This is a genomic window from Streptomyces sp. ADI95-17, assembly GCF_003846175.1.
GTDB lineage: Bacteria > Actinomycetota > Actinomycetes > Streptomycetales > Streptomycetaceae > Streptomyces > Streptomyces sanglieri.
Genome location: NZ_ML123050.1, coordinates 293,379 through 316,668, shown reverse-complemented (window position 1 = coordinate 316,668; position 23,290 = coordinate 293,379). Strand labels below are relative to the sequence as shown.

The 23,290-nt window shown below is 67.8% G+C and carries 21 protein-coding genes and 3 pseudogenes; 15 read left to right on the top strand and 9 right to left on the bottom strand.

Translation table 11 applies throughout. The annotated features are described in order from the left end of the window. Positions 1-131: 131 nt before the first annotated feature. Both EES42_RS32205 and EES42_RS32200 read right to left on the bottom strand, forming a co-directional pair. On the bottom strand, positions 132-641 hold the full coding sequence (locus tag EES42_RS32205) for a hypothetical protein (RefSeq protein WP_124721778.1): 510 nt from the start codon (positions 639-641) through the stop codon (positions 132-134). An 88-nt stretch (positions 642-729) separates the two neighbouring features. Next, positions 730-1,278 (bottom strand): hypothetical protein, encoded by a 549-nt coding sequence (locus EES42_RS32200; RefSeq protein WP_124721777.1) that lies wholly within the window; start codon positions 1,276-1,278, stop codon positions 730-732. Positions 1,279-2,304: 1,026 nt separating this feature from the next. On the opposite strand from EES42_RS32200, the pseudogene EES42_RS32190 reads away from it, so the two are divergent. Then, a pseudogene (locus EES42_RS32190) lies at positions 2,305-2,840 on the top strand (prolipoprotein diacylglyceryl transferase family protein); the annotation flags it as partial. Between the two features lie 170 nt (positions 2,841-3,010). After that, the gene (locus EES42_RS32185) at positions 3,011-3,940 is read left to right on the top strand and encodes an NUDIX domain-containing protein (protein ID WP_164495406.1); all 930 of its coding nucleotides are present in this window, start codon (positions 3,011-3,013) and stop codon (positions 3,938-3,940) included. A 346-nt stretch (positions 3,941-4,286) separates the two neighbouring features. On the opposite strand, the gene EES42_RS32180 is transcribed toward EES42_RS32185, so the two are convergent. Beyond that, entirely contained in the window at positions 4,287-5,177 is an 891-nt protein-coding gene (locus EES42_RS32180; RefSeq protein WP_124721774.1) for a MurR/RpiR family transcriptional regulator, read from the bottom strand. 140 nt (positions 5,178-5,317) lie between these two features. On the opposite strand from EES42_RS32180, the gene EES42_RS32175 reads away from it, so the two are divergent. Genes EES42_RS32175 through EES42_RS32150 form a run of 6 tightly spaced genes read left to right on the top strand, consistent with a single transcriptional unit; the run spans position 5,318 to position 11,785 of the window. Next, a complete protein-coding gene (locus EES42_RS32175; protein ID WP_124721773.1) occupies positions 5,318-6,502 on the top strand; it encodes a C45 family autoproteolytic acyltransferase/hydolase in 1,185 nt (394 codons plus the stop codon). 13 nt (positions 6,503-6,515) lie between these two features. Continuing rightward, the gene (locus tag EES42_RS32170; RefSeq protein WP_124721772.1) at positions 6,516-8,171 is read left to right on the top strand and encodes an ABC transporter substrate-binding protein; all 1,656 of its coding nucleotides are present in this window, start codon (positions 6,516-6,518) and stop codon (positions 8,169-8,171) included. Positions 8,172-8,177: 6 nt separating this feature from the next. Further along, complete coding sequence (locus EES42_RS32165; protein WP_124721771.1) at positions 8,178-9,125, top strand: ABC transporter permease; 948 nt, start codon at positions 8,178-8,180, stop codon at positions 9,123-9,125. Further along, positions 9,122-9,973, top strand: a complete 852-nt coding sequence (locus EES42_RS32160) for an ABC transporter permease (protein ID WP_124721770.1) — start codon at positions 9,122-9,124, stop codon at positions 9,971-9,973. Before EES42_RS32165 ends, EES42_RS32160 begins: the two co-directional genes overlap by 4 nt. 4 nt (positions 9,974-9,977) lie before the next feature. Next, complete coding sequence (locus EES42_RS32155) at positions 9,978-10,961, top strand: ABC transporter ATP-binding protein (protein ID WP_124721769.1); 984 nt, start codon at positions 9,978-9,980, stop codon at positions 10,959-10,961. After that, on the top strand, positions 10,958-11,785 hold the full coding sequence (locus EES42_RS32150) for an ABC transporter ATP-binding protein (protein WP_124721768.1): 828 nt from the start codon (positions 10,958-10,960) through the stop codon (positions 11,783-11,785). Before EES42_RS32155 ends, EES42_RS32150 begins: the two co-directional genes overlap by 4 nt. 432 nt (positions 11,786-12,217) lie before the next feature. Here EES42_RS32150 and EES42_RS32145 read toward each other — a convergent pair whose 3' ends face one another. After that, positions 12,218-12,661 (bottom strand): hypothetical protein, encoded by a 444-nt coding sequence (locus EES42_RS32145; protein WP_124721767.1) that lies wholly within the window; start codon positions 12,659-12,661, stop codon positions 12,218-12,220. A 144-nt stretch (positions 12,662-12,805) separates the two neighbouring features. Between EES42_RS32145 and EES42_RS32140 the strand changes: the two genes are divergently transcribed. After that, positions 12,806-13,105 carry a hypothetical protein gene (locus tag EES42_RS32140; protein ID WP_124721766.1) on the top strand — a complete coding sequence of 100 codons (300 nt, stop codon included), beginning with the start codon at positions 12,806-12,808 and terminating at the stop codon, positions 13,103-13,105. 265 nt (positions 13,106-13,370) lie between these two features. Here EES42_RS32140 and EES42_RS32135 read toward each other — a convergent pair whose 3' ends face one another. Next, entirely contained in the window at positions 13,371-13,964 is a 594-nt protein-coding gene (locus EES42_RS32135; RefSeq protein WP_124721765.1) for a TetR/AcrR family transcriptional regulator, read from the bottom strand. Between the two features lie 108 nt (positions 13,965-14,072). On the opposite strand from EES42_RS32135, the gene EES42_RS32130 reads away from it, so the two are divergent. Next, positions 14,073-14,996 carry a TIGR03620 family F420-dependent LLM class oxidoreductase gene (locus EES42_RS32130; RefSeq protein ID WP_124721764.1) on the top strand — a complete coding sequence of 308 codons (924 nt, stop codon included), beginning with the start codon at positions 14,073-14,075 and terminating at the stop codon, positions 14,994-14,996. A gap of 104 nt (positions 14,997-15,100) precedes the next feature. After that, a pseudogene (locus EES42_RS46540) lies at positions 15,101-15,284 on the top strand (hypothetical protein); the annotation flags it as partial. Between the two features lie 341 nt (positions 15,285-15,625). Here the strand turns inward: EES42_RS46540 and EES42_RS32120 are convergent. Then, positions 15,626-16,801, bottom strand: a complete 1,176-nt coding sequence (locus EES42_RS32120) for a serine hydrolase domain-containing protein (protein WP_206433685.1) — start codon at positions 16,799-16,801, stop codon at positions 15,626-15,628. Positions 16,802-17,116: 315 nt separating this feature from the next. On the opposite strand from EES42_RS32120, the gene EES42_RS32115 reads away from it, so the two are divergent. Next, positions 17,117-17,497: a hypothetical protein gene (locus tag EES42_RS32115; RefSeq protein ID WP_124721763.1), complete on the top strand. Its 381-nt coding sequence runs from the start codon at positions 17,117-17,119 to the stop codon at positions 17,495-17,497. Between the two features lie 160 nt (positions 17,498-17,657). Here EES42_RS32115 and EES42_RS32110 read toward each other — a convergent pair whose 3' ends face one another. After that, the gene (locus EES42_RS32110; RefSeq protein ID WP_206433683.1) at positions 17,658-18,929 is read right to left on the bottom strand and encodes an MFS transporter; all 1,272 of its coding nucleotides are present in this window, start codon (positions 18,927-18,929) and stop codon (positions 17,658-17,660) included. A 270-nt stretch (positions 18,930-19,199) separates the two neighbouring features. Between EES42_RS32110 and EES42_RS32105 the strand changes: the two genes are divergently transcribed. Continuing rightward, positions 19,200-19,904, top strand: coding sequence for a transposase family protein (locus EES42_RS32105; protein WP_206433682.1), 705 nt, complete (start codon positions 19,200-19,202; stop codon positions 19,902-19,904). A gap of 134 nt (positions 19,905-20,038) precedes the next feature. Then, complete coding sequence (locus EES42_RS32100) at positions 20,039-21,019, top strand: phosphotransferase family protein (protein WP_124722187.1); 981 nt, start codon at positions 20,039-20,041, stop codon at positions 21,017-21,019. Between the two features lie 148 nt (positions 21,020-21,167). Here the strand turns inward: EES42_RS32100 and EES42_RS32095 are convergent. Next, positions 21,168-21,395, bottom strand: a pseudogene (locus EES42_RS32095) (ATP-binding protein); the annotation flags it as partial. Positions 21,396-21,457: 62 nt separating this feature from the next. Between EES42_RS32095 and EES42_RS32090 the strand changes: the two are divergent. Beyond that, positions 21,458-21,940, top strand: a complete 483-nt coding sequence (locus tag EES42_RS32090; RefSeq protein ID WP_241196722.1) for a hypothetical protein — start codon at positions 21,458-21,460, stop codon at positions 21,938-21,940. Between the two features lie 6 nt (positions 21,941-21,946). Here the strand turns inward: EES42_RS32090 and EES42_RS32085 are convergent, their stop codons facing one another. Then, positions 21,947-23,176 carry an IS110 family RNA-guided transposase gene (locus EES42_RS32085; protein ID WP_124722186.1) on the bottom strand — a complete coding sequence of 410 codons (1,230 nt, stop codon included), beginning with the start codon at positions 23,174-23,176 and terminating at the stop codon, positions 21,947-21,949. Between the last annotated feature and the right edge of the window lie 114 nt (positions 23,177-23,290).

Below are 23,290 nucleotides of genomic sequence, written 5' to 3'. Positions count from 1 at the left end.
ACACCCTACGGGCGGAGCCGCCGGCCGGGGCAAGCCTCTGCGGCACGCTCGCGGTCAGCCGCATTGAGCCGGGAACGTGAAGAACACGTGGGTCACACGGAGTCCCCCACAGATCTCAAACTTCAACGATCTTAGGTCTTCAACAAGCGGTTGAAGAACGAACGATAGCGTTGGAGCGCGACGCGCAGTTCCTCGGTCGGGACCTCCTCGCCTCGCTGCCACTGGCCTTCGAGCCCCTGTTTGCGCTCGGAGAACGTCGTGGCGAGGGCCTGCATCACCTCGGCGACGAGGGTATCCGCGGCACCGACCGCCTCCCGCGGATCATCCACGAACGTGCCCTGGATCCTCTGCCACCGGTCACGGAACCCCGCCTGCTCGGATCCGAGCAGCGGCTCCTCTCCCTCTCCCTCTCCCTCTCCCTCTCCCGCTGCGCTCCGGTCCGTACCTGACGGGGGAGGGCGGTCATCTTCTTCGGAGGGCCGGCCCGGGTGTGCTTCTGTGGCTTCCCCGGGAAAGGTCGGCGGAACAGAGAGGGGCTCGTGTCCTTCCGTTTCCGCTTTCTTCGCTGCGGGCCCAGTGCCGGTCAGATCCTCGGTGGACGGACCGCCGGTGTCGGATTCGGGCAGATCACTGCGTCCCATTTCCACCTCTCCGCCTTTCCCTCATTGTGGCGCCATCGTTCTGAGGCCGGGGGCCCCTGATTCCGGCGCATTCGCGTTCTCGCAGCCGTTACTCGCGCGGCCGCTGGCCGTTGTGAAGAAGCTCGTCGAACAGGGAGCGGTAGTGAACCATCGCGCCCCGCAATTCTTCCGTTGTTGCTTGATGCCGGTCGCTGCGGGCAGTGACCTCATGGGCGGCGCGGTAGTGCTCCAATGTGCGTCCGTGCTCCACTGAAAGGTCGCTGACCTGCTGCTCAAATCCTTTGGTCGGGTATCCGCGCTCTCCCATGAGCGCGGTGACCAATTGGTCGGCATCATGGACCGCTTCGTCGGGCTGGTCGACGAAGCGCTCTTGCGCGCGGTTCCAGGACTGAGCGTATTTCTCCCGCTCCGCTGCCGAAATCTGCTTGATCTCCAGTGCGTCGTGGCGCTGCTCTCGCTCGCGCAGTTCACGCTCGGCCGCCGGACGGCTCTGCTTCTCCTCCACGGCCCGCTCGTACTCCGGGCCGAATTTTTCCTTGAGGTGGCGCCGGCGTGAGACGGTCCAGGTCACCGCTGCGCAAATCAACAGCACGACCACGATGGGCACGATGATTGCTATGAGGGTGCCGGTCGACATGGCTCCTCCGCTTGTAGTTGCCGAAAATAAGGAAAGACCGGATAATCTCCTTTCCCTTCCCCGGCTACGCCATTCTTCCGACGGCTCCCGATGAAAACAGTAACGGTGATGACGCCGAGTGGCAGGCCGAACGAACCGGATCCGTCGACGAAATCCCGTCGAACCCTGGCCGGATGATCAGGAATCACCGGAAAAGGAAAAACGATCACGAATCCAGTGGCGGCCCGACTTTTCCCGAACGGTCACGGGCTGCTCAGAGCTCTGATTTCTGTACTCTTCTCACTTTGGTCCCCGCATGCTGTGAGAGCAACTGCTCGCCATGGCCATCAATCTCGGACGGACAACAGCCCGGCCGTACGGACGGTACGGACCGAGGCGGCGGACCACTGCGGCCGGTTCGGGGCGGGGCTGCTGCCGGGGCCGCAGTCCGGGCGACCGGCCGTCGAGCAGCGCGAACACACACCCGCACACGTGCTGCTGTGAGCGACCCGGCGAATCCATGAAGGACGAGGGTGGCTGCCCGCTCCTGCGGGAGGTTCGGCGGGTGACTCACCTGGCCAGGTGTGATCGCGGGCCGGGCGATCAGCGAGTCGGAGCGCTGGATGATCCGCCGAGACGTGACGTACGGCTGCGGAACAGGACGGCCTTCCGGCTGGGGCCTCGCGGTCGGTGAGGAACAGCGGGCCGCGGGTGCGACGCCCGATCGGGCGGGGCAGCAGCTGGGCGGTGCCGGGCTGCCGGTGAATCCATTCCATCGCCCCGTCCTTCCGGTGCTGCCCCACTAGATCCGGCACCTACTGCGGCAGGACTGGAACGTGCCGGCTGTGGCGGCCTGTTCATCGTGTCCGTGTCGCAATCGCATGGCGCGGCCGCTGAATGTGTTGTCATTCCTGCCTCCAGCGGACTTCCGCCTGATGATGCGTTGCCGTCCGTACGCTCTACGCGCGACCACCGAACCTCCGGGCGCCGCCACTCCGTTAAACAACTCTGGTGTGGGTAACAGCAGTTGGCTGGGTGAATCACCTGCAGGCGATCGGCCGCTGGGGCAACTGGTTCAACCAGGAACTGTACGGTCGCCCTACCACGCTCCCCTGGGGCCTGGAGATCGACCGCGTGCACCGTCCGTCCGGCATGCTCGACATTGCGACGTATCACCCCACCTTCCTCTACGAGTCCCTCTGGAACATCGGCGTCGCCGCACTGGTCCTCTGGGCAGCGAGCCGGTGCCCGCTCGGTCACGGCAGGACCTTCGCCCTGTACGTAGCCGCCTACACGGTCGGCCGGTTCTGGACCGAGTACCTGCGCATCGACGAGTCCCACACGTTCCTCGGCCTGCGCCTGAACAACTGGACCTCCGTCCTGGTCTTCCTCGGCGCTGTCGCCTGCCTCGTCGTATCGGCCCGCCGCCACCCGGGCTTCGAAGACGTGGCGCGGCCACAGGACGAGGGCACCAACGAGAGGGCCGATGAGCCGCGCCTGGCTGACGCCTCTGTCGGCCTCGCCTTCGGAAACAGCCCAACGCGAGGGGCGGCGGCTCCTGGAACGTCGGGAACAGATCATGATGCGTTTGGCGGCTAGCGGTGCTGGTGCGGTCCAGCCCTCACCGTGATGAGACTTGCGGGCTCATCCGCGGGACCGTCGAGAGCGCGGGATCGGGTGAGCGAATTGAACGAAGCGAGGAGCCGTCGACGATTCGGCCTTGTCGCTGTCATGGCGGCACTGCCGTTTGGCCGTGGATCTGGCAACGAAACAGATCGCCTTGGCCGACTTCTCGCCGGCGGACCCAGCGAGCACTCTCGGCGGTTTCCTGAAGTTCACCCTGGTTTCAAATTCCGGCGCCGCATTCTCGGTCGGCGAGGACGCGACGTGGCTGTTCAGCGTGGCCAAACTCATCGTGATCATCGGCATGCTCTGGGACTGGATCACGCGGACGGCGGAAAGCGGCGCCCGGAGCCGTAAGAGATGGCTTCGGGCACCGCTTGACCGTACGGCCAGCGCTCACCACCCGAAGGCTCACGGGCGGTCGGGCATTGTGGAAGATCACCGCGTTCGTGGGCGGCGTGTTGAACTTCATCGCCCTCTCCTGCTCGCTGGGGCCGTTGTCGGCGAAGACGCCTCGGTGGTTGCCGAAGCCGATCCACTGGGAGAACCGATTGAACGACTTCACCGTGTTGGTCGCAGGACCGCCCCCTCTGCGAGAATTACCTGCATGGACCAAGGGAATATCGACCAAGGGAATACCGGGGCCTCGCCGCCCGGGCAGAGTGACCCCCTCCTCGTCATCGCCGCCGCGGTCGTCCAGGACGGACGGCTCCTGGTGGTGAGCAAGAAGGCAGCCCCTGACGTCTTCTACCTCCCCGGTGGGAAGCCCGATGCCGATGAGGACATGCTGGAGACACTGGCACGGGAACTGGAGGAAGAGCTCGGCGTCCGGCCGCTGGAGCCCCGCTTCCTCGCCGACATCGAGGCCGTCGCAGCGCTGGAAGGCGTCCCCATGAAGATGACGGTCTTCGAAGCACGACTCGGCCGGCCGCCCAGGCCCGCCGCCGAACTGGCCCACATGCGATGGGTGTCCGGCGACGAAGACGGCACGCAGCTCGCTCCTGCCGTACGGGACCACGTGCTCCCCCTGCTGCGACGAAGCGGCGTACTCGTGGCGTAGCGCGTCCAACAGCGCCGTCCGCTCCCTCGCGTTCAGCCTGGGCGGTGCGCTTCTCGCCGGCGCGACCAGGGAGCTCTGTGCGGCCACTTGAGTGTGGGGTCCGTCATTGAGCCCGTTTCAACTGAAGCTGCTGGTCACGGGACCGGCGTGATGCGGGAGGGAGAGGGAGCGGGGGCGCTCGTGCCGGTCGGGGCATGATCATCGGCAGATGATCGTCCCTCGGCGCGGCACTTCGACGTTCGTCAGTACGAGCAGGTCTGCACGAGCGCGGCCGCATGGCGGACGGTCATGCGGACCCGGGTGACGAACCGCCAGTTCGGCCGGTCGGCGAAGGGTGTACCGCCCCTCAGGGCCGCCGCTTGGGATCCAGCAACTGCTCACGCAACGCGGTGAGCTGGTGCGAGGATTCCACCGCCCGGGTCTCGTCGAGCGTGGTCAGCGCAAGCAGCAGGGCGTCCGCGACGAGCAGCCCCGTCAGCGATTCCGCTGTGATCCCGGTCGGGGTGTGCGGCGCGGTCAGGACCGCCTCGACCCGGTCCGCATACGCCTCGCCCAGTTCGTCCGTCACGAGCACGACCTTGGCGCCGACCGCACGGGCCCGCTCCATCATGACGGTCAGCTCCACCAGCCGGCGGCCCGGCTGGAAGATCACCACGCTGTCGCCCTGCTCCAGGGCCAGCAACTGGTCCGCGAGGGCGAAGCCCGTCTCGGAGACGAAGCGGGCCCGTCGGCCGATCCGGCCGAGCGCCAACGCCAGGTGGCGGGCGCCCGGTTCGGAGGCGGCGATTCCGTAACAGAACACCTCGCGCGCCTCGGCGAGGGCGGTCACCGAGCGCTTCAGGGCTTCCGGTTCGGTCAGGCGCCTGGTGTGGTCGATGCGGTCCTGGGCCTCGTCGAAGACATCGGTCCAGATGGACTCCAGGTCCTGGCCCACATGCGCGATGCGCTGCTTGAGACGCTCCTCGGGGGCGACGGCCGCAGTGAAGTCGTTGGCCAGCTCACGCTTCAGGGCGGGCAGTCCCGCGTACCCGAGGCGTTGCAGAGCTCGTACGACGGTGGCGTTGCTGGTGGAGCTGGCGGCCCCCAGCTCCTGGGCGCTGACGAAGAGCAACTGCCCGACGGGAGCGCTGACCAGGTACTGCGCGACGGCTCGCTCAGATGTGGACAGACCCTCCCATTGATCGCGAATCGCGGCGCGCAGCCGAGTCGCTCCGGCCCCATTCTCTGGAATCTCCATTACAACCATTGACTTCCGTGTGACCGACGTTACTGTTCCTGGGCAGTACGTTCCAACCGGAACGCAACTCGTAATCGACGTTACAGGACTCTCGTGGTCCTGCGGCGCCGTTCGGAGTGCGTTCCAGAGCGAGGAGAAGCATGGCACCCCGTCCCGCGGCCCCCGGGCCCGCCCGGGTCCTCCCGGTCATCGAGATCTCCGGCAGCCCGCTCCAGCGCGGCCGCCAGTACGGCGAGGCCGTGCGGCCCCAAGTACATGCCGCGCTCGGCTACTACGAGGAGGCCTTCGGCCGGTCCGCAGGACTGGCCTGGGACCGGGTCACCGCCCGGGCCGCCCACTGGCTGGAGCCAGTACGCGACTACGCACCCCACCTCGTCGACGAAATGCAGGGCATCGCGGACGGCGCCGGCGTCGGCCTGCTGGACGTCCTCGCCCTGAACGCCCGCGGCGAGGTCATCTACGACAAGTCCTTCGCGCAGATGGAGGCCGACGGGCGGGCGAGCGAGGAAGAACCCGCCGAGGGCTGCACCTCCTTCGCCGTCCACGGCGAGGCAAGCGGCGACGGACACGTCTACGCCGGGCAGAACTGGGACTGGCGGGCCGGCGTCGCCGACACCGTCGTCATGATCAGGATTGTCCAACCCCCCAAGCCGACCCTGATCATGCAGGTCGAGGCCGGACAGATCGGCCGCCAGGGCGCCAATTCCGCCGGGCTCGCCTTCAACGCCAACGGTCTCGGCGGCCGATTCAGCGATGCGATCGGCCTGCCGCAGACCGTCGTACGCCGAAGTGTCCTGGACCAGAGCAACATCACCGACGCCCTCGATGTGCTCTGCCGAACCCGGGCCCATATCGCCAGCAACGCCCTGCTCACCTGCCGTGAGGGCTTCGCCATCGACCTGGAGACCACCCCGGCCGGGCACGGCTGGATGTATCCGACCGATGGCCTGCTGGTACACGGCAACCACTACCAGGCAGGCATTCCCGCACCGCTGGCCGCCGCCGGGTACCGGCCCATGTCGTCCGATTCCCTGGTCCGCGTCCCCCGAGCCACGGAAGGGCTGAAGGCGCTGCGCGGCTCCGCCGGCCCCGAGGAGTCGCGCAGGATCGTCCGCCGGGCGATGTCGGATCACCTCGGCCACCCCGAATCCCTGTGCACCCACCCCGATCCGCGCCGGCCGCAGCTGGAGCGGTGGACCACCCTCGTCTCCTCCCTGGCCGACCTCACCTCCGGTGACTACCACGTGACGGCGGGCACCCCCTGCGACCGCGAGTACCAGCACCTTCCCTGGAACCTCTACGACGGCCCGTACGGCCAGAACTGACAGGAAATCAGTGATGACGCACACCTCCTCAAGAAGGTCGGTCCTGGCCACGGCCCTCGTCGCGGCGACCGTCGTCGCCGCCGCAGGCTGTAGTGGAGCGACCCAGAACACCGCAGGCGCATCCCGGACCGCCGACGCGGCCACGCTCGACCTCACCCCCACCACCACGCCGGCCAAGGGCGAACTCGCCAACGCCGACTGGCTCCTGGAGGACGAGCCGGACTCGCTCGACCTGGACACCCAGGGATCGAGCGCGGGCCGCGTCGTCCTCACCAACGTCTGCGAGCGGCTGTACCAGCTCCAGCCGGACATGTCGACGAAGCCGTTCCTCGCCGAGAAGGCCGAAACCCCGGACGACAAGACCCTCGTACTGACCCTGCGCTCCGGTGTCACCTTCCACGACGGCACCCCGATGACCGCCGACGACGTGCTCTGGAGCCTGAAGCGGCACGCCGATCCGGACATGGAACAGGGCGACGAGTTCGGCAACATCGCCGCGATGGAGAAGACCGGCGACCGCCGGATCACGATCACCTTCAAGGCGCCGGACGCCATGTTCTTCAAGGCACTCGCCGGTGACGCGGGCATCGTCTGGAACAAGGAACAGGTCGAGAAGGCGGGCAAGGACTTCGGTACGCCGGGACAACCCGACGCCTGCACCGGCCCGTACAGTCTGAGCAGCTGGAAGTCCGGCGACTCCATCACCATCGAGCGCTACGACGCGTACTGGGGCAAGAAGCCCCTGACGAAGCAGGTCACCTTCCGCTGGGCCGCCGACAGCGCCCTCGTCAACGCCCTGACGACCGGCGCCGCCGACGGTGCCTACGCCGAATCGCCCAACACCGCGGCGGCTCTCCAGGACAAGGAGGGCATCGAGCAGCACTATGGCCCCTCCACCGCTTCCCTCGTCCTCATCCCGACCGAGCGCGGCGGGCTGAAGGACCCGAAGATCCGCCGGGCGCTCTCGCTCGCGCTGGACCGCAAGGGCATCGCCGCATCCGGCTACGGTGGCATGGTCCAGCCCTGGGGCACCCCGGTCGGCTCCGGCGCCTGGGGCTACGAGAAGCCCGTCTTCGAGGCCGCCCAGAAGGCCGTCGCCTACGCCCCCGCCGCCCCGACCACCGAGGATCTCGCCGAGGCCAAGAACCTGGTGAAGGAGGCCGGCGCCGACCCCACCGAGCCGGTGGTGATCGGCACGGACGCCAGCCAGGGCCGTTCCGTCGTCGCCAACGCCGTGCGCGCCGCGCTCCAGCGGATCGGCCTCAAGGGGCAGATCAAAACCGTGCCGACCTCGCAGTTCGAGCAGTTCTACAGCGATCCGCGGGCCCGCGCCGACATCGACGTGCTGGTCGGTGACTGGTACATCTCCAAGGCCGATCCCATGGGCTTCTACGACAACGCGCTCTCCGACTCCTCCAACAACTGGGTGGGCTTCAAGGACGCCGCGTACGACGCCAAGGTGAAGAAGGCGCTCACCACGCTCGACGACGCCGAGCGCGCGAAGCTCACGGTCGACATCCAGAAGACGTTCACGGACGCCGCCGTCTGGATCTCGGTCGCCCAAGTGCCTTCCGTCCTCGTCCTCAACGAGAAACTGACCGGACCGCCCGCCTCCATGGCCTACCTCTACTACCCGTGGGCCGCCGAACTCGGCTCGAAGAAGGGCTGATCGCGCATGCTCGCCCGGATCTCCCGGCGGCTGGCCGGACTGCTGGCCACACTCCTCGCCGCTTCCTTCGTCATCTTCGCCGCTGTGTACGCGGCGCCCGGCGACCCCGCCGTCTTCCTCGCCGGGGGCCGCGACAAGCTCTCCCCGGAGAAGCTGGAACTCGTCAGGGCCCAGTACCACCTCGACGAGCCCCTCGTCGTGCAGTACGGGCGCTGGCTCGGCGACTGCGTTCAGCTCGACCTCGGCCGCTCCTTCAAGTACAGCGACCAGGTCGCCGATCTGCTGGCCGCCCGCTTCCCGACGACGCTCACCCTCGTGGCGTACGCGACCGTGCTCTTCGTCGTCCTCGGGGTCGGCGCCGGCGTGCTCGCCGCCGTCCGCCGCGGCACCTGGATCGACTCCACGGTCGTCGGCGGCACGACCCTGGCTGCCTCCGTGCCGTCCTTCGTCTCCGCCATCGCCCTGGTCGCGGTCTTCGGTGTCCAGCTCGGCTGGTTCCCGGTGACCGGCAGTGGCGAGGGGTTCGCGGGCACCGTGCATCACCTGACGCTGCCCGCCCTGTCCCTGGCGCTCGGCGCACTCGCCCTGATCAGCCGTGTGACCAGGCAGTCGATGGTCGACGCCGGCGCGGCCGACCACGTCGAGGTCGCCCGCGCGTCCGGAATCCGCGAACGGGAGATCGTGGTCCGGCACGTGCTGCGCAACGCGCTCGGGCCGATCGTCACCATGTGCGGCCTGGTCATGGCGGGCATGCTGGCCGGCACGGTCGTCGTGGAGACCGCGTTCGGGATCAGCGGCATCGGCTCGCTGCTCGTCGGCGCGATCAACACACACGACTTCCCCGTCGCACAGGCCGTACTCCTGCTCATGGTCACCGGCTACATCGTCGTGACCACCCTCGTCGACCTGGTGCACCCCCTGCTCGACCCACGGGTGAAGGAGGCCTCCGCATGAGCGCGCCCACCCTTGACCGCGTCGGTCCGAAGACCGGGAAGGACCGCCGCCCGGCGGGTGTGATGATCGCCGACGGGACGCTCGTCGTGGTCGTCCTGGCGGCACTCCTCGCCCCGCTTCTCGCTCCGTACGCCCCCGATGCCATCGACCTCTCCGCATCCCTGGTCGGCACCGGCCCGGAACATCTGCTCGGCACCGATTCCTCCGGACAGGACCTCCTCTCGCGGGTGTTGTACGGTGCCCGCACCAGCCTCGTCGCCCCGATCCTCCTGCTGGCCATCGCCGCCGTCCTCGGTGTCACCCTCGGCACACTCGCCGCATGGCGTGGCGGCTGGGTCGACACCGTGGTCTCCCGCCTCACCGACGTCATGTACGCCTTTCCTGGGCTGCTGTTCACCGTTCTGATCATCGCCGTCTTCGGCGCCGGAATGACGACCTCCGTGCTCGCGCTCGGTCTCGCCTACACCCCGACCGTCGCCAAATACACCCGGTCGGTGGCACTCTCCGAACGTCGCAAGCCCTACATCGACGCCTATGGCGTCCAGGGCATGGGCGGAGCCAGGATCTGCGCCCGCTACCTCGTCCCCAACCTCGGCCGTTCGATCATCGGCTATCTGGTCGTGCTGTTCGGCGAGGCCCTGATGTCCCTGGCCACGCTCTCCTATCTGGGCTTCGGCGCCCAGCCGCCCAGCTCCGACTGGGGTCTGATGGTGCAGGAGGGGCAGGCAGCCGTCGTCCAGGGCGCACTCCTGCCGGCCCTGGTGCCCGGCTTCGCCATCGCTCTCGTCGTGGTGTCCTTCAACGTCGTCGGGGTCTGGGCCGCCGACCGACTCGGCAGCAGGAGGTAGCCGCATGCTCCTCGACATCGAAAACCTCACCCTCGAACTCCCGGGCACCGCCCGGCCCGTCCTCAACGGTGTCTCCCTGCGGGTGGCAGGCGGCGAAGTGGTCGGCCTGGTCGGCGAGTCCGGCTCGGGCAAGTCGACGACCGCCAGGGCGGCGCTGCGTACGCTCCCCGACAGGACGGTTGCCTCCGGTTCGGTCCGCGTCGACGGCACGGACGTCCTGGCACTGACCGGCGACGCCCTGCGCCGGCACCGGGCCCGTACGGTCGCGATGGTCCACCAGGATCCGCGTTCCGCGCTCAACCCGGTCCGCCGCATCGGCGACTTCCTGGTCGAACGGCTGACAGGGACCGGACTCGACAAGAAGGCGGCTCGCACCCGAGCCGTCGAACTCCTCGACACGGTCGGCCTCTCCGACCCGGAACGCCGGTTCCGCCAACACCCGCACGAGCTCTCGGGCGGCATGCTCCAGCGCGTTGTCATCGCGGGCGCGCTGGCCGCCGAACCAAGGCTGCTCCTCGCCGACGAGGCGACCAGCGCCCTGGACGTCACCACTCAGGCCGAGATCCTCGCTCTCCTGCGCACCCTGCGGGCCGATCGGAGCCTGGGTCTTCTGTTCATCACACACGACCTCCAACTGGCTGCTGCGTACTGCGACCGGGTGTACGTGATGTACGCGGGCCGGGTCGTCGAGGAACAACCCGCCGGCGGCCTCTTCGACCGGCCCCGCCACCCGTATACGAAGGGACTGCTGGCCTGCTCCCCGACGCTGGGGGAGGGACGGCGGAAGATCCTCCCGATCCCGGGGCGCCCGCCGTCGCTCGCGGACGCGTTCGGCGGCTGCGAGTTCGCCGACCGCTGCCCGGATGCCGAACCGGAGTGTTCGACCTGGCGGCCCGAACCGGTGCCGCTGGACGGCGAGGGCGCCGCGACCTGCCGCCGCCTGCCCGCGCTGCCGGGTGCGGGCACTGAGAGGAGGAACGACCGATGACCACCGCACTACCGCAAGCCGCACCGCTGCTGGCCGTGGACGGACTGCGCAAGACGTACGGGCTGCCCGGCGGAGGCCGTCTCACCGCTGCCGACGGCATCACCTTCACCGTCCCGGCGGGCGGCTCACTCGGAATCGTCGGCGAGTCCGGGTCCGGCAAGACGACCGTGGCCCGGATGCTGGTAGGTCTCGTACGGCCGGATGCGGGCAGCATCTCCGTCTCCGGACGGCCCCGCGCCCCGCGCACCCCGCGCGGCCGGGAGGCCCGGCTGGCGCGGGCCCGGGAGATCCAGATGGTGTTCCAGGACCCGTATGTCTCCCTGGACCCCCGGCTCACCGCCCGGCAGTGCCTCACCACTGCCCTGCGTCTGCACGGCCGGGCAACGACCGTGGCCGACGGGCTGCTCGACCAGGTGGGGCTCGGCGCCCGGGAGGCGGAGGCCAGGCCACACGGCCTCTCCGGCGGCCAACGGCAACGGCTGGCCATCGCACGGGCGCTGGCGGTCGATCCGAAGGTATTGGTCCTCGACGAGGCAGTCGCCGCGCTGGACGTGTCGATCCAGGCGCAGATCCTTCAGCTCCTGAGCGAGATCCGCCGGGACACCGGGGTGGCTCTGGTCTTCGTCAGCCACGACCTGGCGGTCGTCCACCACATCACGGACGAGGTATTGGTGATGCGCCGCGGAACCGTGGTGGAGCAAGGACCGACGGCCGAGGTGCTGGCCGGTCCGCAGGACCCGTACACCCGGCTGCTGCTGGCGTCGGTGCCACGAGCCGGCTGGGATCCGGCCGACGCGGTCACAGCCCGGGCCGCCACGGCCTGAGCCACTGACCCGGCGCGCAGCCGATGACGCAGGACACATCACTCCGCACTCCGCCTTCCAGCCGTGCGGGGAAGTCCACCGTCACAGCGCCCGCCCCAGTGCGCAGGCCCGGCATTCGCCGACCCGGAACCGACCCGGCACCGGCCGGGTCCTGCCTGACGATGCGCTCAATCCACATCACCGAACGCAGTGCCCTCTTGGGATTCGCGCATCCATATCCCCCAAGAGGGCGCTGCGTTCGGTGATCGCGGCCGGACGGCAAAGGGTGAGAAGAACATGCCCCGAGGGGGAGACGCACCGGGGGAGCGCGACCGGTTTCCTGGGCGACATGCGAGTCAATCGAAGCCCAGCGGACGGGAGTTGATCCCGGGTCCCATGTCCTTCGCGAGGGCCGTCGTGAGCGCCCGGAAGATCCGCGCCTCCGGGTTGTCGTCATCGGCCCGGCACCGTCAGCTCTTCGGCGCGCAACGCCCACGACGGACTGCCACCGGGCCCGGCCGGCACGTCCACAGCGAACGGCGCGTAGTCGTTTCGGCTGTCGCGCAACGTGAAACCGGCCGACGTCAGGATCGCGGTGATCGCCGCAAGCATCGCCTCCAGCACCACCTGTTGATGGGCGAGCGCCGGATCGTCCAAGAGGCTGTGTCTGGCTGCACGCAGCACACAGTTCTCCAGTCGCGGGCTGGACCTCCAGGACACGGACACCCCGCCGGCGTCGTCGTCGAACGGGTCGACGTTGACCTCAACGCCTTGTGACAGCACCGGATTCAGCCCCGGCGCCAGGACCGGCAATCCGGCGGCCACCAGTTCGTCCCGCACTCTGGCCGCGATGCGCTCGCGCTCGGCCCGGACCTCAGCATCCGCCTTTTCCAACATCTCGGCACCCTAAAAGGCTGTCCCTGCACCACACCAGGGACGGGGTTCAGCGCCGCCCCGGGCCCGTCCGGCGGCGCCGGCGGTGATGGACCAGTTCGCGGACGGGGCCTGACAGCCGCCGATCCCCGCGAGTACCGTCACCCCATGACCGACGAGATCACGGCCAGGGCAGGTAGAGAGTTCTACACGTTCGACGGCCGGATCCTGGAGGTCTTCGGCAGCCATCCGCGGCGGTTCCACATCCGGAACATGGACCTGCGGGTCACGGGCCCCGACCGGAAGGGGAGGCGGACCGTCGAGATCGTCGCAGGTTCGCCCGAAGCCCCGGCGGCGCAGCACACATGGCACCACTCGGCCGAGGAATGGCAGCGGGCGCAGGGCCTGGAAGCCCTGCTGGAAGCGGTACGGACGGGTATCGCGTCGGCCCGTGAGCACGGAGCCTGAAGGAAGGCCCGCAACTGTGGTTGAGGTCGGCCACAGCCCTGTCAGGGGCTCGGGTTCCTCCACAGATGCCGCTCGTCCAGGATCAGCAACGGCCACGTGCCGGTGACCGCCCCGGACCCAACTGGGCTGAAGCAGCGATGTCCAAGACAACAACCCTGTCCGAGTGACAACCGCCGTGCTCCGGCTCACCCGTTCTGCAGTGCTTCAGCCCGCCCTTTGCATCCGATATCCGAGCAGACGTGATGCGCGGAGGACATTGCTGCGATCACTCGTTCTGCAACGGTGTCCCGTACGTGGCATCGAGCACCAGGGTGAGCAGCCGGTCGGGCTGTTCCGCGTCGTGGCTGCGGGCTGTGGAAAGCGCGATTCCGACGACAAGCTGGACCAGGTCGTCGGCGGTCAGGTCGGCGCGCGCCGTTCCCTGCTGCTGGGCCCGGGCAAGAAGTTCGGCCGCCGTGTTCAGGATCAGCCGATGGCAGTCGAACCCCAGCGCGACCGGCTCTTCGACCATCAACGCGCCCCCCAGCCCTTGGTTGACCCTGGCATGGGCGAGGAATGCGCGCAGCCACTGCGTCAGGGCGTCGTCGGCGGATTCCGAGGAGGACAGCGTCTCGGCCAGCTCGCACAGCGTCTCGATCCGGTCCCTGAGGATGCCGGTCAGCAGGGCGGAGCGGTTCGGGAAGTGACGGTACAAGGTTCCCGGGCCGACGCCGGCTCGGCGGGCGACCTCATTGAGGGACGCCTCCGGTCCGGCTTCGGCGAATACTTCCTGCGCCGTGGCGATGAGACGTTCCCGGTTGAGTCGCGCATCGGTACGCCGCGGTCGTCGCGCAGGGACATGCCCGTGTGTGGTCGTCATCGTCCCGTCTTCCGGTCGAGTTCGGGGTAGTTAAGCGGAGCGCCTCTCCGTATAGTAGCGCCCACCAAGCGGAGAACCTCTCCGGAACGTGTGGTCAGAGGAGTGCGGATGACGGACAGCGGGCAGACGGAGCTGGGACGAGTCGGGATCTGGACCTTCGCCTACGAGGGACAGCCTGCCGGGCGGGTACGGGAATCGGCTGCGGAGATCGAGGAGTTGGGATATGGGGCCATCTGGTACGGGGAGGCGTTCGGCCGAGACACGGTAGGCCAGGCATGGCTGTTGCTGTCGGCCACACAGCGCATCGTCGTCGCCTCCGGCATCGCCAACATCGCGTTCCGGGATCCGATCGCCACCGCTACCGCGACACGCGCGCTGGGCGAGGCGTTTCCCGGACGCTACGTACTCGGCCTGGGCGGACATCGCGTCGACGACACCGTCCACGAACTGGACGGCTATCCCGTACCGGCCCGCGGCAGAGCGGTGACCACCATGCGTGCCTACCTGGAGGCCATGGACGCGGTACCCGCCCACGGCCCCATGGCGGACCCGGCTCCGCGCCGCGTACTGGCCGCCCTCGGCCCGAAGATGCTTCAGCTGGCCGCCGAACACACCTGGGGCGCACACCCCTACTTCGTGTCCACCGAGCACACCGCACAGGCGCGCCAGATCATGGGACCGAAAGCCTTTCTCGCCGTGGAGCAGGCAGTGGTGCTCGACACCGACCTGAGCCGCGCCCGCCAAGTGGCCACGGAGCACGTCGCCGGCTACCTCTCGGCACCGCATCAGGAGGCGAACGTCCGACGACTAGGCTTCGACGACGAGGACATCGTCGGCGGACCGAGCCGTCGAATGGTGGACGCGCTCGTCGCCCAAGGGGAAGTCGAAGCAATCCGCCAGCGCGTTCAGGAGCACCTCGACGCAGGAGCCGACCACGTCTGCCTGCAAGTACTCACCGCCGACGCCACCTCACTGCCCGAGCGCGAGTGGCGCGAACTTGCCGCTGCTCTCCTGCCCCACCACGCGGTATGAGTGACGCCCCGCCTCTGCCGTGATCTTGTACGCCGACACCTCTCGGCATGGAGGCGTGAGCTGGACCGACGTCCGGCTCAGGTGACGAACCGGTGGGCGACACCATGCACATCGTCCTGGACGACACGGCGATGACCACAGCCTGCCAGGGCAACGTCCTCGCTCGCCTCCAGTCTCATCCACCGAGTCCATGCGGCACCAGGGTGGTTCCTCTACGCCCCGGCGTGCGCGCTCATCGGGGTCGACCGGGCGCGGCCCCGCACAGCCGAGCACCTGGCCGCCCCCCCGGCATCACCAAGGCCCGTGAGCTCCTCACGGACATCGTCGTGACCGACGAGGACGACGGCCCAGGCTGCTGCGGGGCGGCGGGCCTTCCATTTCCGCATGCGCGCAGGAGTTCCCTTCGAGCTTCTGGCCCTGTCGGTTCTTCCTTCGCCAGGCGGGCGGCGCCTGCTGGGTACTGAGTGCTTCGGATCGTGGAAGGCTCATGGAAGGGGGGCAGTGCGGTGGCGTGACTCTGTGCCATGTGGGCCCGTCGTTCAGCCGCAGTCGTTGCCGTTGACCTTCAGGCAGCGGGTCAGGTCGTCCAGGCTGCCGGTCTGACCTTCGCCGTTGCGCCGAGTGCATGTTCAGGTGGTGCGGCACAGGGCGTGGTCGATGAGGTCGCGCAGTGCGTCTTCCTGACGGGCCGCGGTTTGCGGGTCCGCGGAGCGGCTGTGCGCGGAGACAGTGATAGTGCGTCGACCGTCCACGGTCGTGGCTGCCCGGATGACATAGCCGAAGCCGCTTCCTCCATGCCCGAGGTAGCCGCCGCCGCAGGACAGGGGTGTGGAGAACAGACCCAGGCCGTCCCGGGTGCCTTCCGGGTGACCGCTGTCCTGCGGCATCGGCACAGTGGACTGCATGGCAGCGAGTTCGGCGGGCTTCAGCAGTTGTCCACGTGCCAGCGCAGCGAAGAAGCGGTTGAGGTCGCGAGCCGTTCCGGTCATCGAGCCGTCGGCCCCGCTGTCGAAGGGACGGTAGGGGATCGTGGTGTCGACCATCGGTTCGTCCACGGTGAACTGCTGGTGGTTGGCCGTGTGCGGATACGGAAGGAAGGGCCGGGTGCCGGGGGTGTCGGTGTGCTGCAGGCCGAGCGGGCGCAGTATGCGGCTGTGGACCTGCTGCTCCCAGGTGCGGCCTGTGATGTTCTCAATGATCATTCCGGCGAGCACGTAGTTCGTGTTGGAGTACGCCCAGCGGGTGCCTGCCGGGAAGGCAGGTTCATGGCGCATCGCCAGGTCCACCAGCTCTTCGGGTCTGTAGGTACGCCACCGGTTGGCGAAGTAGGTCTGGGTACCGGGGTCGGGGAAGACATCGTAGATGTAGTCGGGCAGGCCACTGGTGTGCTGCAGCAGGTCGCGGACGGTGATGGTCCGGCCGTCGTTTCCGGCGCCGGACACGACCCCGGGCAGCAGCTGCTCCACCGTCTGGTCGAGGGAGACCCTTTCTTCGCCCACCAGCTGCATCATGACGGTGGCGACGAACGTCTTGGTGGTGCTGCCCAGACGCAGGAAGCCGTCCTTCGGAACCGGGCGGCCAGTGACCAGGTCCCCCACCCCGGAGCGGGCCGTGACCGTCCCGCGCGGGGTCTCCAGGCGGACCGCTGCCCCGGTGACGCCGGTATCCCGCAGCGCGTCGGTGTCACGCTGCACCGACCACTCCGTGCCGGATGGGCGTGGTGCGGCTGCAGCCGCGACGGACGGCAGGGATGACACAGCCAGCGCCAGTACCGCAGCTGATAACCACGAACGACGAAAGATCATGATGCGAGGCTAGGAACTGCAAGGGTCACCCGCCATCCGGCATACGCCCCATCTCGAACGGGTGCCAGCCGGATGGACATCCTGCCAGGGCTCCAGCGCAACTACTGGCCACCTCCGACGCGGAGGCCGGCTCAATGTTGTGCTGCTCCGGTCCCGTGGTCTTCCATTGAAGTCCGTCGATGTCTGCTGGGGCACCGAGCCCCGACCAGATCGCGGTGACGATGGAGGAGCGTGTGGTCCAGAGCGAGGGCGGCGTCAAACCGGTCGCGACAGCGCCAGACCTGGACCGTCGGCCTTGTCCCCACAGCCCGGTTCGTGCTGCGCGAAGAACAGATCCTGGGACGCTCCGGCGAACCACCGGGCCAGGTGGCCACGCGGCTCACCGTCCGACGTGGTGGGCGCACTCTGCTCGACCAGGCAGCCGAGCACGGGCCCGGTGAACCAGGCTGGGACGGCCCAGCCGTCCTCGCCCACCACCGCGCCATCAGGCAACCCCTTGTTGCCGCACCGGACTTCGAGATCAAGCCGCCCGAAGTCCAACCCTTCGGCGATGTCCCGGAAAACGGCCGGGCCGCGCTGACACCGCTCGCGGGCCCTGTCGCACCGGGCATTGCTGTCGCCCCGGATGGCCTCCGTCTGCGTCACCTCTTCGATACGGCACAGATCATCCTCGGCGCCGGTGTTGGCAAGTCGTGAGGATTAGCTGGTCAGGTGAGTGAGGGTTCTCAGCGGGCCGATTCTTCCCATCCCGTTTGGCGCTGATCGTCGCGATGACAGCTCCGCCGCTGACTGGGAGCGACCTGGCGACGAGCAGCGCCTCTGCCATCGGGCAGGACGTTGCGCGAGACGGTCTGTTTCAGGATGCCTTTTGGTCGGTGGGCTTCTTGATCTCGGTGGTCACCCGTGCCCCTCGGAAGAGCACAGGGAGCCACAGGAGACATGCCAGCAGGGGGACTGCGGCGTAGGCGGCCATGCCCACACCGGAGCCCATCCCGTCCATGAGCGAGCCGAGGACGAGATAGCCGATGCCGATGAGCGCCGACTCCACGAATGTGATCATCGACAGCAGGCTCGCCCGGTGGCGCGACGACACTGCCTCGTTGAACACGTTGTCCACGAGCACGGCGGTGATCTCGGGAATTCCGACCAGGGCCAGGAACGCGGCGACGGTGACCCAGACAAGGCCGAGGCCGCTCAGTGCGAGTGCCGCGGCGAGCGTCAGGAGAGACACCGGGACGATGATCCGATACCCGATGCGCCGGTTCGCGCGGTCCGACAGCAAAGGAGTGAGTCCGCCGACGAAGAACCCCGCCGATATGACCACGCTGACCAAGGCGGTGCCCGCTCCCTGATCGGAGAGGGTCTTCTGCGTAAGAATGATGTACGGCGTCAAAGTCGCATGCATCAATCCGGACACCACGACAAGCGTCACGAGCGCCGGCGTGGCGACCCGAAGCATCGCCCGCCATGCTGTGGCGTCGCCGTGCCACTCCTTGGCCCCCTCCTGCTCGTCCACCGCGTCCGCGCCGCGGATCTCGGGCACCCGTGACATCAGCACCACCACGGCCAGGACGAGGCACGCCGCCGAACCGACGTAGACGATTCCCCAGGAAATCCGCTGCAGTTGGCCGCCGAGGACGATGGCGGCTCCCGAGGTGACCGTCCCGAGCATGGTGAACCGGGACTTGATCCTGACGTAGCCTGCCGTTGCACCACGACGCACGAGCAGGTCGTACAGCAGGGCGGTGTCCGAACCGGATACACATGCCATGCCCACGCCCTGGCCGATGAACAGCGTCAGGAACACCCAGTAGTTGGAGGACGTCACCTGACCGAGCAGGCATCCAGCTATCAGCACCTGGCCGATCACGATGCTGGCCCGCCTGCCGATTCGGTCAGCGATGACTCCCGTCGGCAACTCCGCAAGTCCGCTGACCAGGTAGAGCAGTGTCTGAAGGAGGGCCACTTGCCCGGCGGAGAAGCCTCGCTGCTGAAGGAAGAGGACGAATACGCCACGCTGGAACAGCGAGTTGGCGAGCACGGCGTACACGTAGAACGGGCGCGTGACACTTGGTGTTGCATTGTCGACCGCAGCCGACCCGCCAAGGGCCTCCGTGGTGTCGGTCATGCTGCGGGCTCCCCCTGGTGACTCCGTTGATCATTGGTGTTGGGCCTCCGCCGCCGACCGGAACCTCCAGTCCATACTTCGCGCAGGATATTGGGCCGGCCATCCGGGAGCCGTTGCCGGCGCCGCGGCCATCTTCGGCGGTGGTGTCAAATGCTGGAAACAGTAGCGTGCATCTTCTGGCTACGGTTGCGTACATCTTGGAGCCGGCGTGGGCGTGGAGTCAGGGCAGTCCCAGACCTCGTCACTGAGAAACGATCTTCACTGAGCTGTGTGAACCGCTCGACTCGGGACGGGTGGGGCAGGTGGGCCCCGCTCGTCGAGAGACGTGAAGCCCCTGGTAGGACGATTCCCACCGGCATCTCCCAGGCCACCAGCTATTGCCACCTGCACGAGGGCATCGACATCCTCGCGGCCCAAGCACCCGATCTGCACGTGGTGTTGGACCGCCGCCGCGAGGAGGAGATGAGTCACGCGATCCTCGACGGCATGCTCAGCGAGAGCGATCGCCTGGCCGGCACCCGGGACAACGGCAACGACCTGTGGTTCAGCCAGAAACACAAGAGCTTCGGCGGCAACGTCCAGTTCCTGTCCGCCCCGGACGGCACCCCGCTGTGGGGCTCCGATGTCGAGCCGGGCCCCACCCCGGACATCACCGCCGCCCGGCCGCACATCCTGCCCGCGTTGTACAAGGCGGCCGCAGACGGCCTGCCCACCCTGGCCGACAAGGGATGCATCGGCATCGGCATCCGCGTCCCGGTCCGCCGCCCGAAGGGGAGTCGGAACAAGCCCTCGACGCCGACACCCACACCACGAACTACCTGGTCAGAGACCTCCGCGCCCTCGGTGAGCGCACCGCTGCCGAACTCGAAGAACGCTGGCGCACGCTCAAGCGCGTCACCCTCAGCCGCAGCCGTATCGGCGACAGAGCCCGCGCCGCCCTTGCTCTCAACCGCCACTGGAAGTGAACTTCACTGAGAAGACCTCAGTGCCTGGGATGGCGTGCCGCCTGGGCATCTTCGGAGCAATTCGTTCGGCGTTGAACGATGACTCGCGTAGGGTGCCCCAGTCATCGAGGCGGAAGGCGGGTTGCAGGCGTGGCACCCAAGAAAGTGACGCGGGATCAGTTGGCGGGTGCGGCGCGGGCCGCGCTGGGCGGCGGGCGACGACTGGAGGCGGTCGAGCGACTCGCGGGCGGCACCACGAAGGGCGTCTACCGGCTGACGATGGACGACGCCACGACGGCGATCGCCTATCTGTGGGAGGACTCCGAGAACTACTGGCCGACCACCGAGCACGACGGCGACCTCGCCGACCCGTTCTCGCCTGGCATCGGGCTCGACCTGTTCGAGGCCGCGCACGCGCGGCTGGAGACGTTGGGCCTTCGGGTCCTCAAGATCCACCTGGTCGACCGTGACCGCACCCACTACCCGGCCGACCTCGCGATCGTCGAGGACGTGCCCGGCGAGGACCTGATGGGCCTGCGCAACCGCGACCCGCGCGCCGCGGAGCCGACCATGATGCGCCTCGCCGAGAGCCTGGCGATGATGCGCGCCCACCGGGCGCCGTCCTTCGGCAAGGTAGCCCTGATCGACGCAGGCGGCACGTCACGTTCGGCCTCATGCGAGCAGGCAGCGCTCGCCTTCGCGCTGCGTTGCCTCGCCGAGGCGACCGCGCGCGACCACAGGATCGCCGACGCCCGCGATCAGTTGGAGGAGCGGCTGCGGCAGCTGACCGCGGCGGTGCGGCCACGCGCCGAGTACTCCGTCGTCCACGGCGAGCTGGGCCTGGACCACGTCATGGTCGACCGAGACGGCCATCCCGTCGTGATCGACATCGAGAACCTGCTGTACTTCGACGTCGAGTGGGAGCACGTGTTTCTACGCCTCCGCCATACCGACAGCCAGTATCAGCAGCTGGCGGTGGACGACCTCGACGAGGACCGCCTTGCCCTCTACAAACTCACCCAGCATCTGTCGCTGACAGCCGGCCCGCTGCGCCTGCTCGACGGGGACTTCCCCGACCGGGAGTTCATGCGAGGGATCGCCGAACATCACCTGAACGAGGCGCTGGCTCTCGTGCTGGCCGGTTGAAGACGCGACCTGCGTGCGTATGCCAGGGCTGGGTGATCTCCAAGATCGTCGGTCACAAGAAGCCAGACGGGACCCTCCGAACTGACGTCAGCGCATGGGACGGCCCGCTGCCCGCGAGGGCGGCGGGTAGTCGAGACGGAACCCGCGTTCAGCTGGCTGCGGCGGTCTCTTCGGCTCCGGCCCTGGTGCTGGTGAGGTGGTAGGAGTCGGTGCCGGTCTTGGGGATCGTGCCGTTGAAGGTCAGGCGGTCGACGATGGCCGCGCAGAGGCGAGGATCCGTGAACGTCTTGGTCCAGTCGCCGAAGGACTCGTTGGACGCGATGGCGACGCTGTTCTTCTCCTCGCGCTCGGGCAGGACCCGGAACAGCAGTTCGGCGAGGAAGCCGCGGTAGACACCTCAGGTACATAAGTCGTCAAGCCAGGCCGGTCATCGTTCGAATGGACGTCGATAGCATCATGGACATGCTTGACGTGTGGATCGGCTTCAACTCTGACGACCGCCAGAGAGCTTGGTGGCAGAACGGCCTCGTGACGCTGGCCCTCACTGGTGTGATGGTGGTGATGATCCTGACCACGCACGAACCGAACAAATGGTGGTTTGTGAGTGGCCTTGGAGTCCTCGCTGTGGTCACGTTCGTCGGCACGGTCAATCTGATCTATGGCAGGGTCCTCCTGACCGCAAGGGGATTGGAGTTCCACACCTTCGTCAGCAGGCGAGTCATCCCTTGGAGCGAGGTCGCCGGTATCGAGACGCGGCGGCGGGTGATCCGGAGCAGGATTTTGTGTGATCTGCGAGTCGTCAGGGTTCGCGGGCGGGCGCTCACGATTCCGGGGACGGCCACCAGCCGGGTGATGGATGCCGAGCTTGAGCGGAAGCAGGTAGCCATCCAGGAACGCTGGTCCCGCGCGGTCAACGGCTGATGGACTTCATGCCGCGAGAGCCTCGGCTACCGCGGGGAAGGCGATGGCCTCGTCGAAGCGGGCCCCGTGCTGGAGGCAGTGGTAGAGCTGTCCGAGCAGGCGGTTGAAGAGGTTCCTCTGAGCCGAGGCATGCCAGTCTCCGTGGTCACGACGCTTGCGGTAGTGGGCTTTGGCACCTGGCGATGCGTTCGGGGCAGAGAAGGCCCAGAGGTAGCCGACGTGGTTGAGCCGATCGTTCTTCACCCACCGCCGGGTGATGCTCGATTTCTTTCCTGAGGCGCGCGTGATGGGTGAGGCGCCCGCGTAGGCTTTGAGGCCGCGGGCATCCACGAAGCGTTGACGATCGTCTCCGATCTCGGCCAGTACCCGCGCACCGAGCTGGACGCCGAGACCGGGGAAGCTGAGGATGATCTCAGCGTCCGGGTGCTGAGGGAACGCCTCTTCCACTGCATGTTCCAGATCGTCAGCGGCCTTGGAGGCGGCTTCCAGCTGGAGCAGGAGAGCAAGCATCTGCGTGCCGAGCGCATCTTCGACGAGCCGAGGTTGATGAGCCCAGTCAGCTCGAAGAATGTCGCGGAGTCGCTCAACTTCTGCTTCGATGCCCCGCTGACGGCCGGCCCGTTTGAGGGCGGTCTGCAGCTGCGCGCGAGTCAGTTTTGCTGCTCGTGTTGGAGTGGGGGCGAGCCGGAGAATCTCGCGAGCTTCCGGCCTGCACAACCCCTTCTTCCAGACTTCAACAGCGGCGAGAGCCGCAGGGTAGTACTCCCGTAGGAGCGAACGGAGCTGGTTGGCTACCTGCTGGCGGTTCCAGACGGCATCCTGCTGGGCGCGAGCGAGAACGGCGACGGCGCGGGCCAGTTCGCTGTCCTGCGGCAGTGGCCGGTGGGCGTGCATATCGGTGCGGAGGATGTTGGCCAGGACCAGGGCGTCGCCGGGGTCGGATTTCTTGCGGGAGACGGCATGCCGGTCGCGATAGCGGGCTGCGGCCATGGGGTTGATCGCGTATATCTTCCGCCTGCCTGTGCGGAGTACTGCGACCAGTAGGCCGCGAGACGTTTCGATGGCGACCGGGATCGGGCTCTCCTCGGTATCGCCGTACTCGGCCAGCAGATCCAGGAGCACCTGGTAGCCGGCGGCATCGTCGGTGATGTGCCGTTTGGCGACGAGCTGGCCGCTGTCGTCGACCAAGGCAACGTCATGGGTACGTTCGGCCCAGTCAATACCACAGTAGATCAAGGCTTTCCTTCCGCCGTGCTCTGTCCTGTCCACGAGCTCATGCGGGCCACGCAGCGACCTAATCCCAGGACTCAGCCTCTACAGCCGGTCCGCCACCTCAGTAGCTGTTCGTGG

Excerpts from the sequence above, each read along its gene's own strand:
- EES42_RS32150 (WP_124721768.1), top strand. The coding sequence starts at position 10,958 with ATGACCACCGCACTACCGCAAGCCGCACCGCTGCTGGCCGTGGACGGA.
- EES42_RS32155 (WP_124721769.1), top strand. The coding sequence starts at position 9,978 with ATGCTCCTCGACATCGAAAACCTCACCCTCGAACTCCCGGGCACCGCC.
- EES42_RS32180 (WP_124721774.1), bottom strand. The coding sequence starts at position 5,177 with ATGGAGATTCCAGAGAATGGGGCCGGAGCGACTCGGCTGCGCGCCGCG.
- EES42_RS32175 (WP_124721773.1), top strand. The coding sequence starts at position 5,318 with ATGGCACCCCGTCCCGCGGCCCCCGGGCCCGCCCGGGTCCTCCCGGTC.
- EES42_RS32160 (WP_124721770.1), top strand. The coding sequence starts at position 9,122 with ATGAGCGCGCCCACCCTTGACCGCGTCGGTCCGAAGACCGGGAAGGAC.
- EES42_RS32145 (WP_124721767.1), bottom strand. The coding sequence starts at position 12,661 with ATGTTGGAAAAGGCGGATGCTGAGGTCCGGGCCGAGCGCGAGCGCATC.
- EES42_RS32170 (WP_124721772.1), top strand. The coding sequence starts at position 6,516 with ATGACGCACACCTCCTCAAGAAGGTCGGTCCTGGCCACGGCCCTCGTC.
- EES42_RS32135 (WP_124721765.1), bottom strand. The coding sequence starts at position 13,964 with ATGACGACCACACACGGGCATGTCCCTGCGCGACGACCGCGGCGTACC.
- EES42_RS32130 (WP_124721764.1), top strand. The coding sequence starts at position 14,073 with ATGACGGACAGCGGGCAGACGGAGCTGGGACGAGTCGGGATCTGGACC.
- EES42_RS32110 (WP_206433683.1), bottom strand. The coding sequence starts at position 18,929 with ATGACCGACACCACGGAGGCCCTTGGCGGGTCGGCTGCGGTCGACAAT.
- EES42_RS32090 (WP_241196722.1), top strand. The coding sequence starts at position 21,458 with ATGGACGTCGATAGCATCATGGACATGCTTGACGTGTGGATCGGCTTC.
- EES42_RS32200 (WP_124721777.1), bottom strand. The coding sequence starts at position 1,278 with ATGTCGACCGGCACCCTCATAGCAATCATCGTGCCCATCGTGGTCGTG.
- EES42_RS32140 (WP_124721766.1), top strand. The coding sequence starts at position 12,806 with ATGACCGACGAGATCACGGCCAGGGCAGGTAGAGAGTTCTACACGTTC.
- EES42_RS32205 (WP_124721778.1), bottom strand. The coding sequence starts at position 641 with ATGGGACGCAGTGATCTGCCCGAATCCGACACCGGCGGTCCGTCCACC.
- EES42_RS32120 (WP_206433685.1), bottom strand. The coding sequence starts at position 16,801 with ATGATCTTTCGTCGTTCGTGGTTATCAGCTGCGGTACTGGCGCTGGCT.
- EES42_RS32165 (WP_124721771.1), top strand. The coding sequence starts at position 8,178 with ATGCTCGCCCGGATCTCCCGGCGGCTGGCCGGACTGCTGGCCACACTC.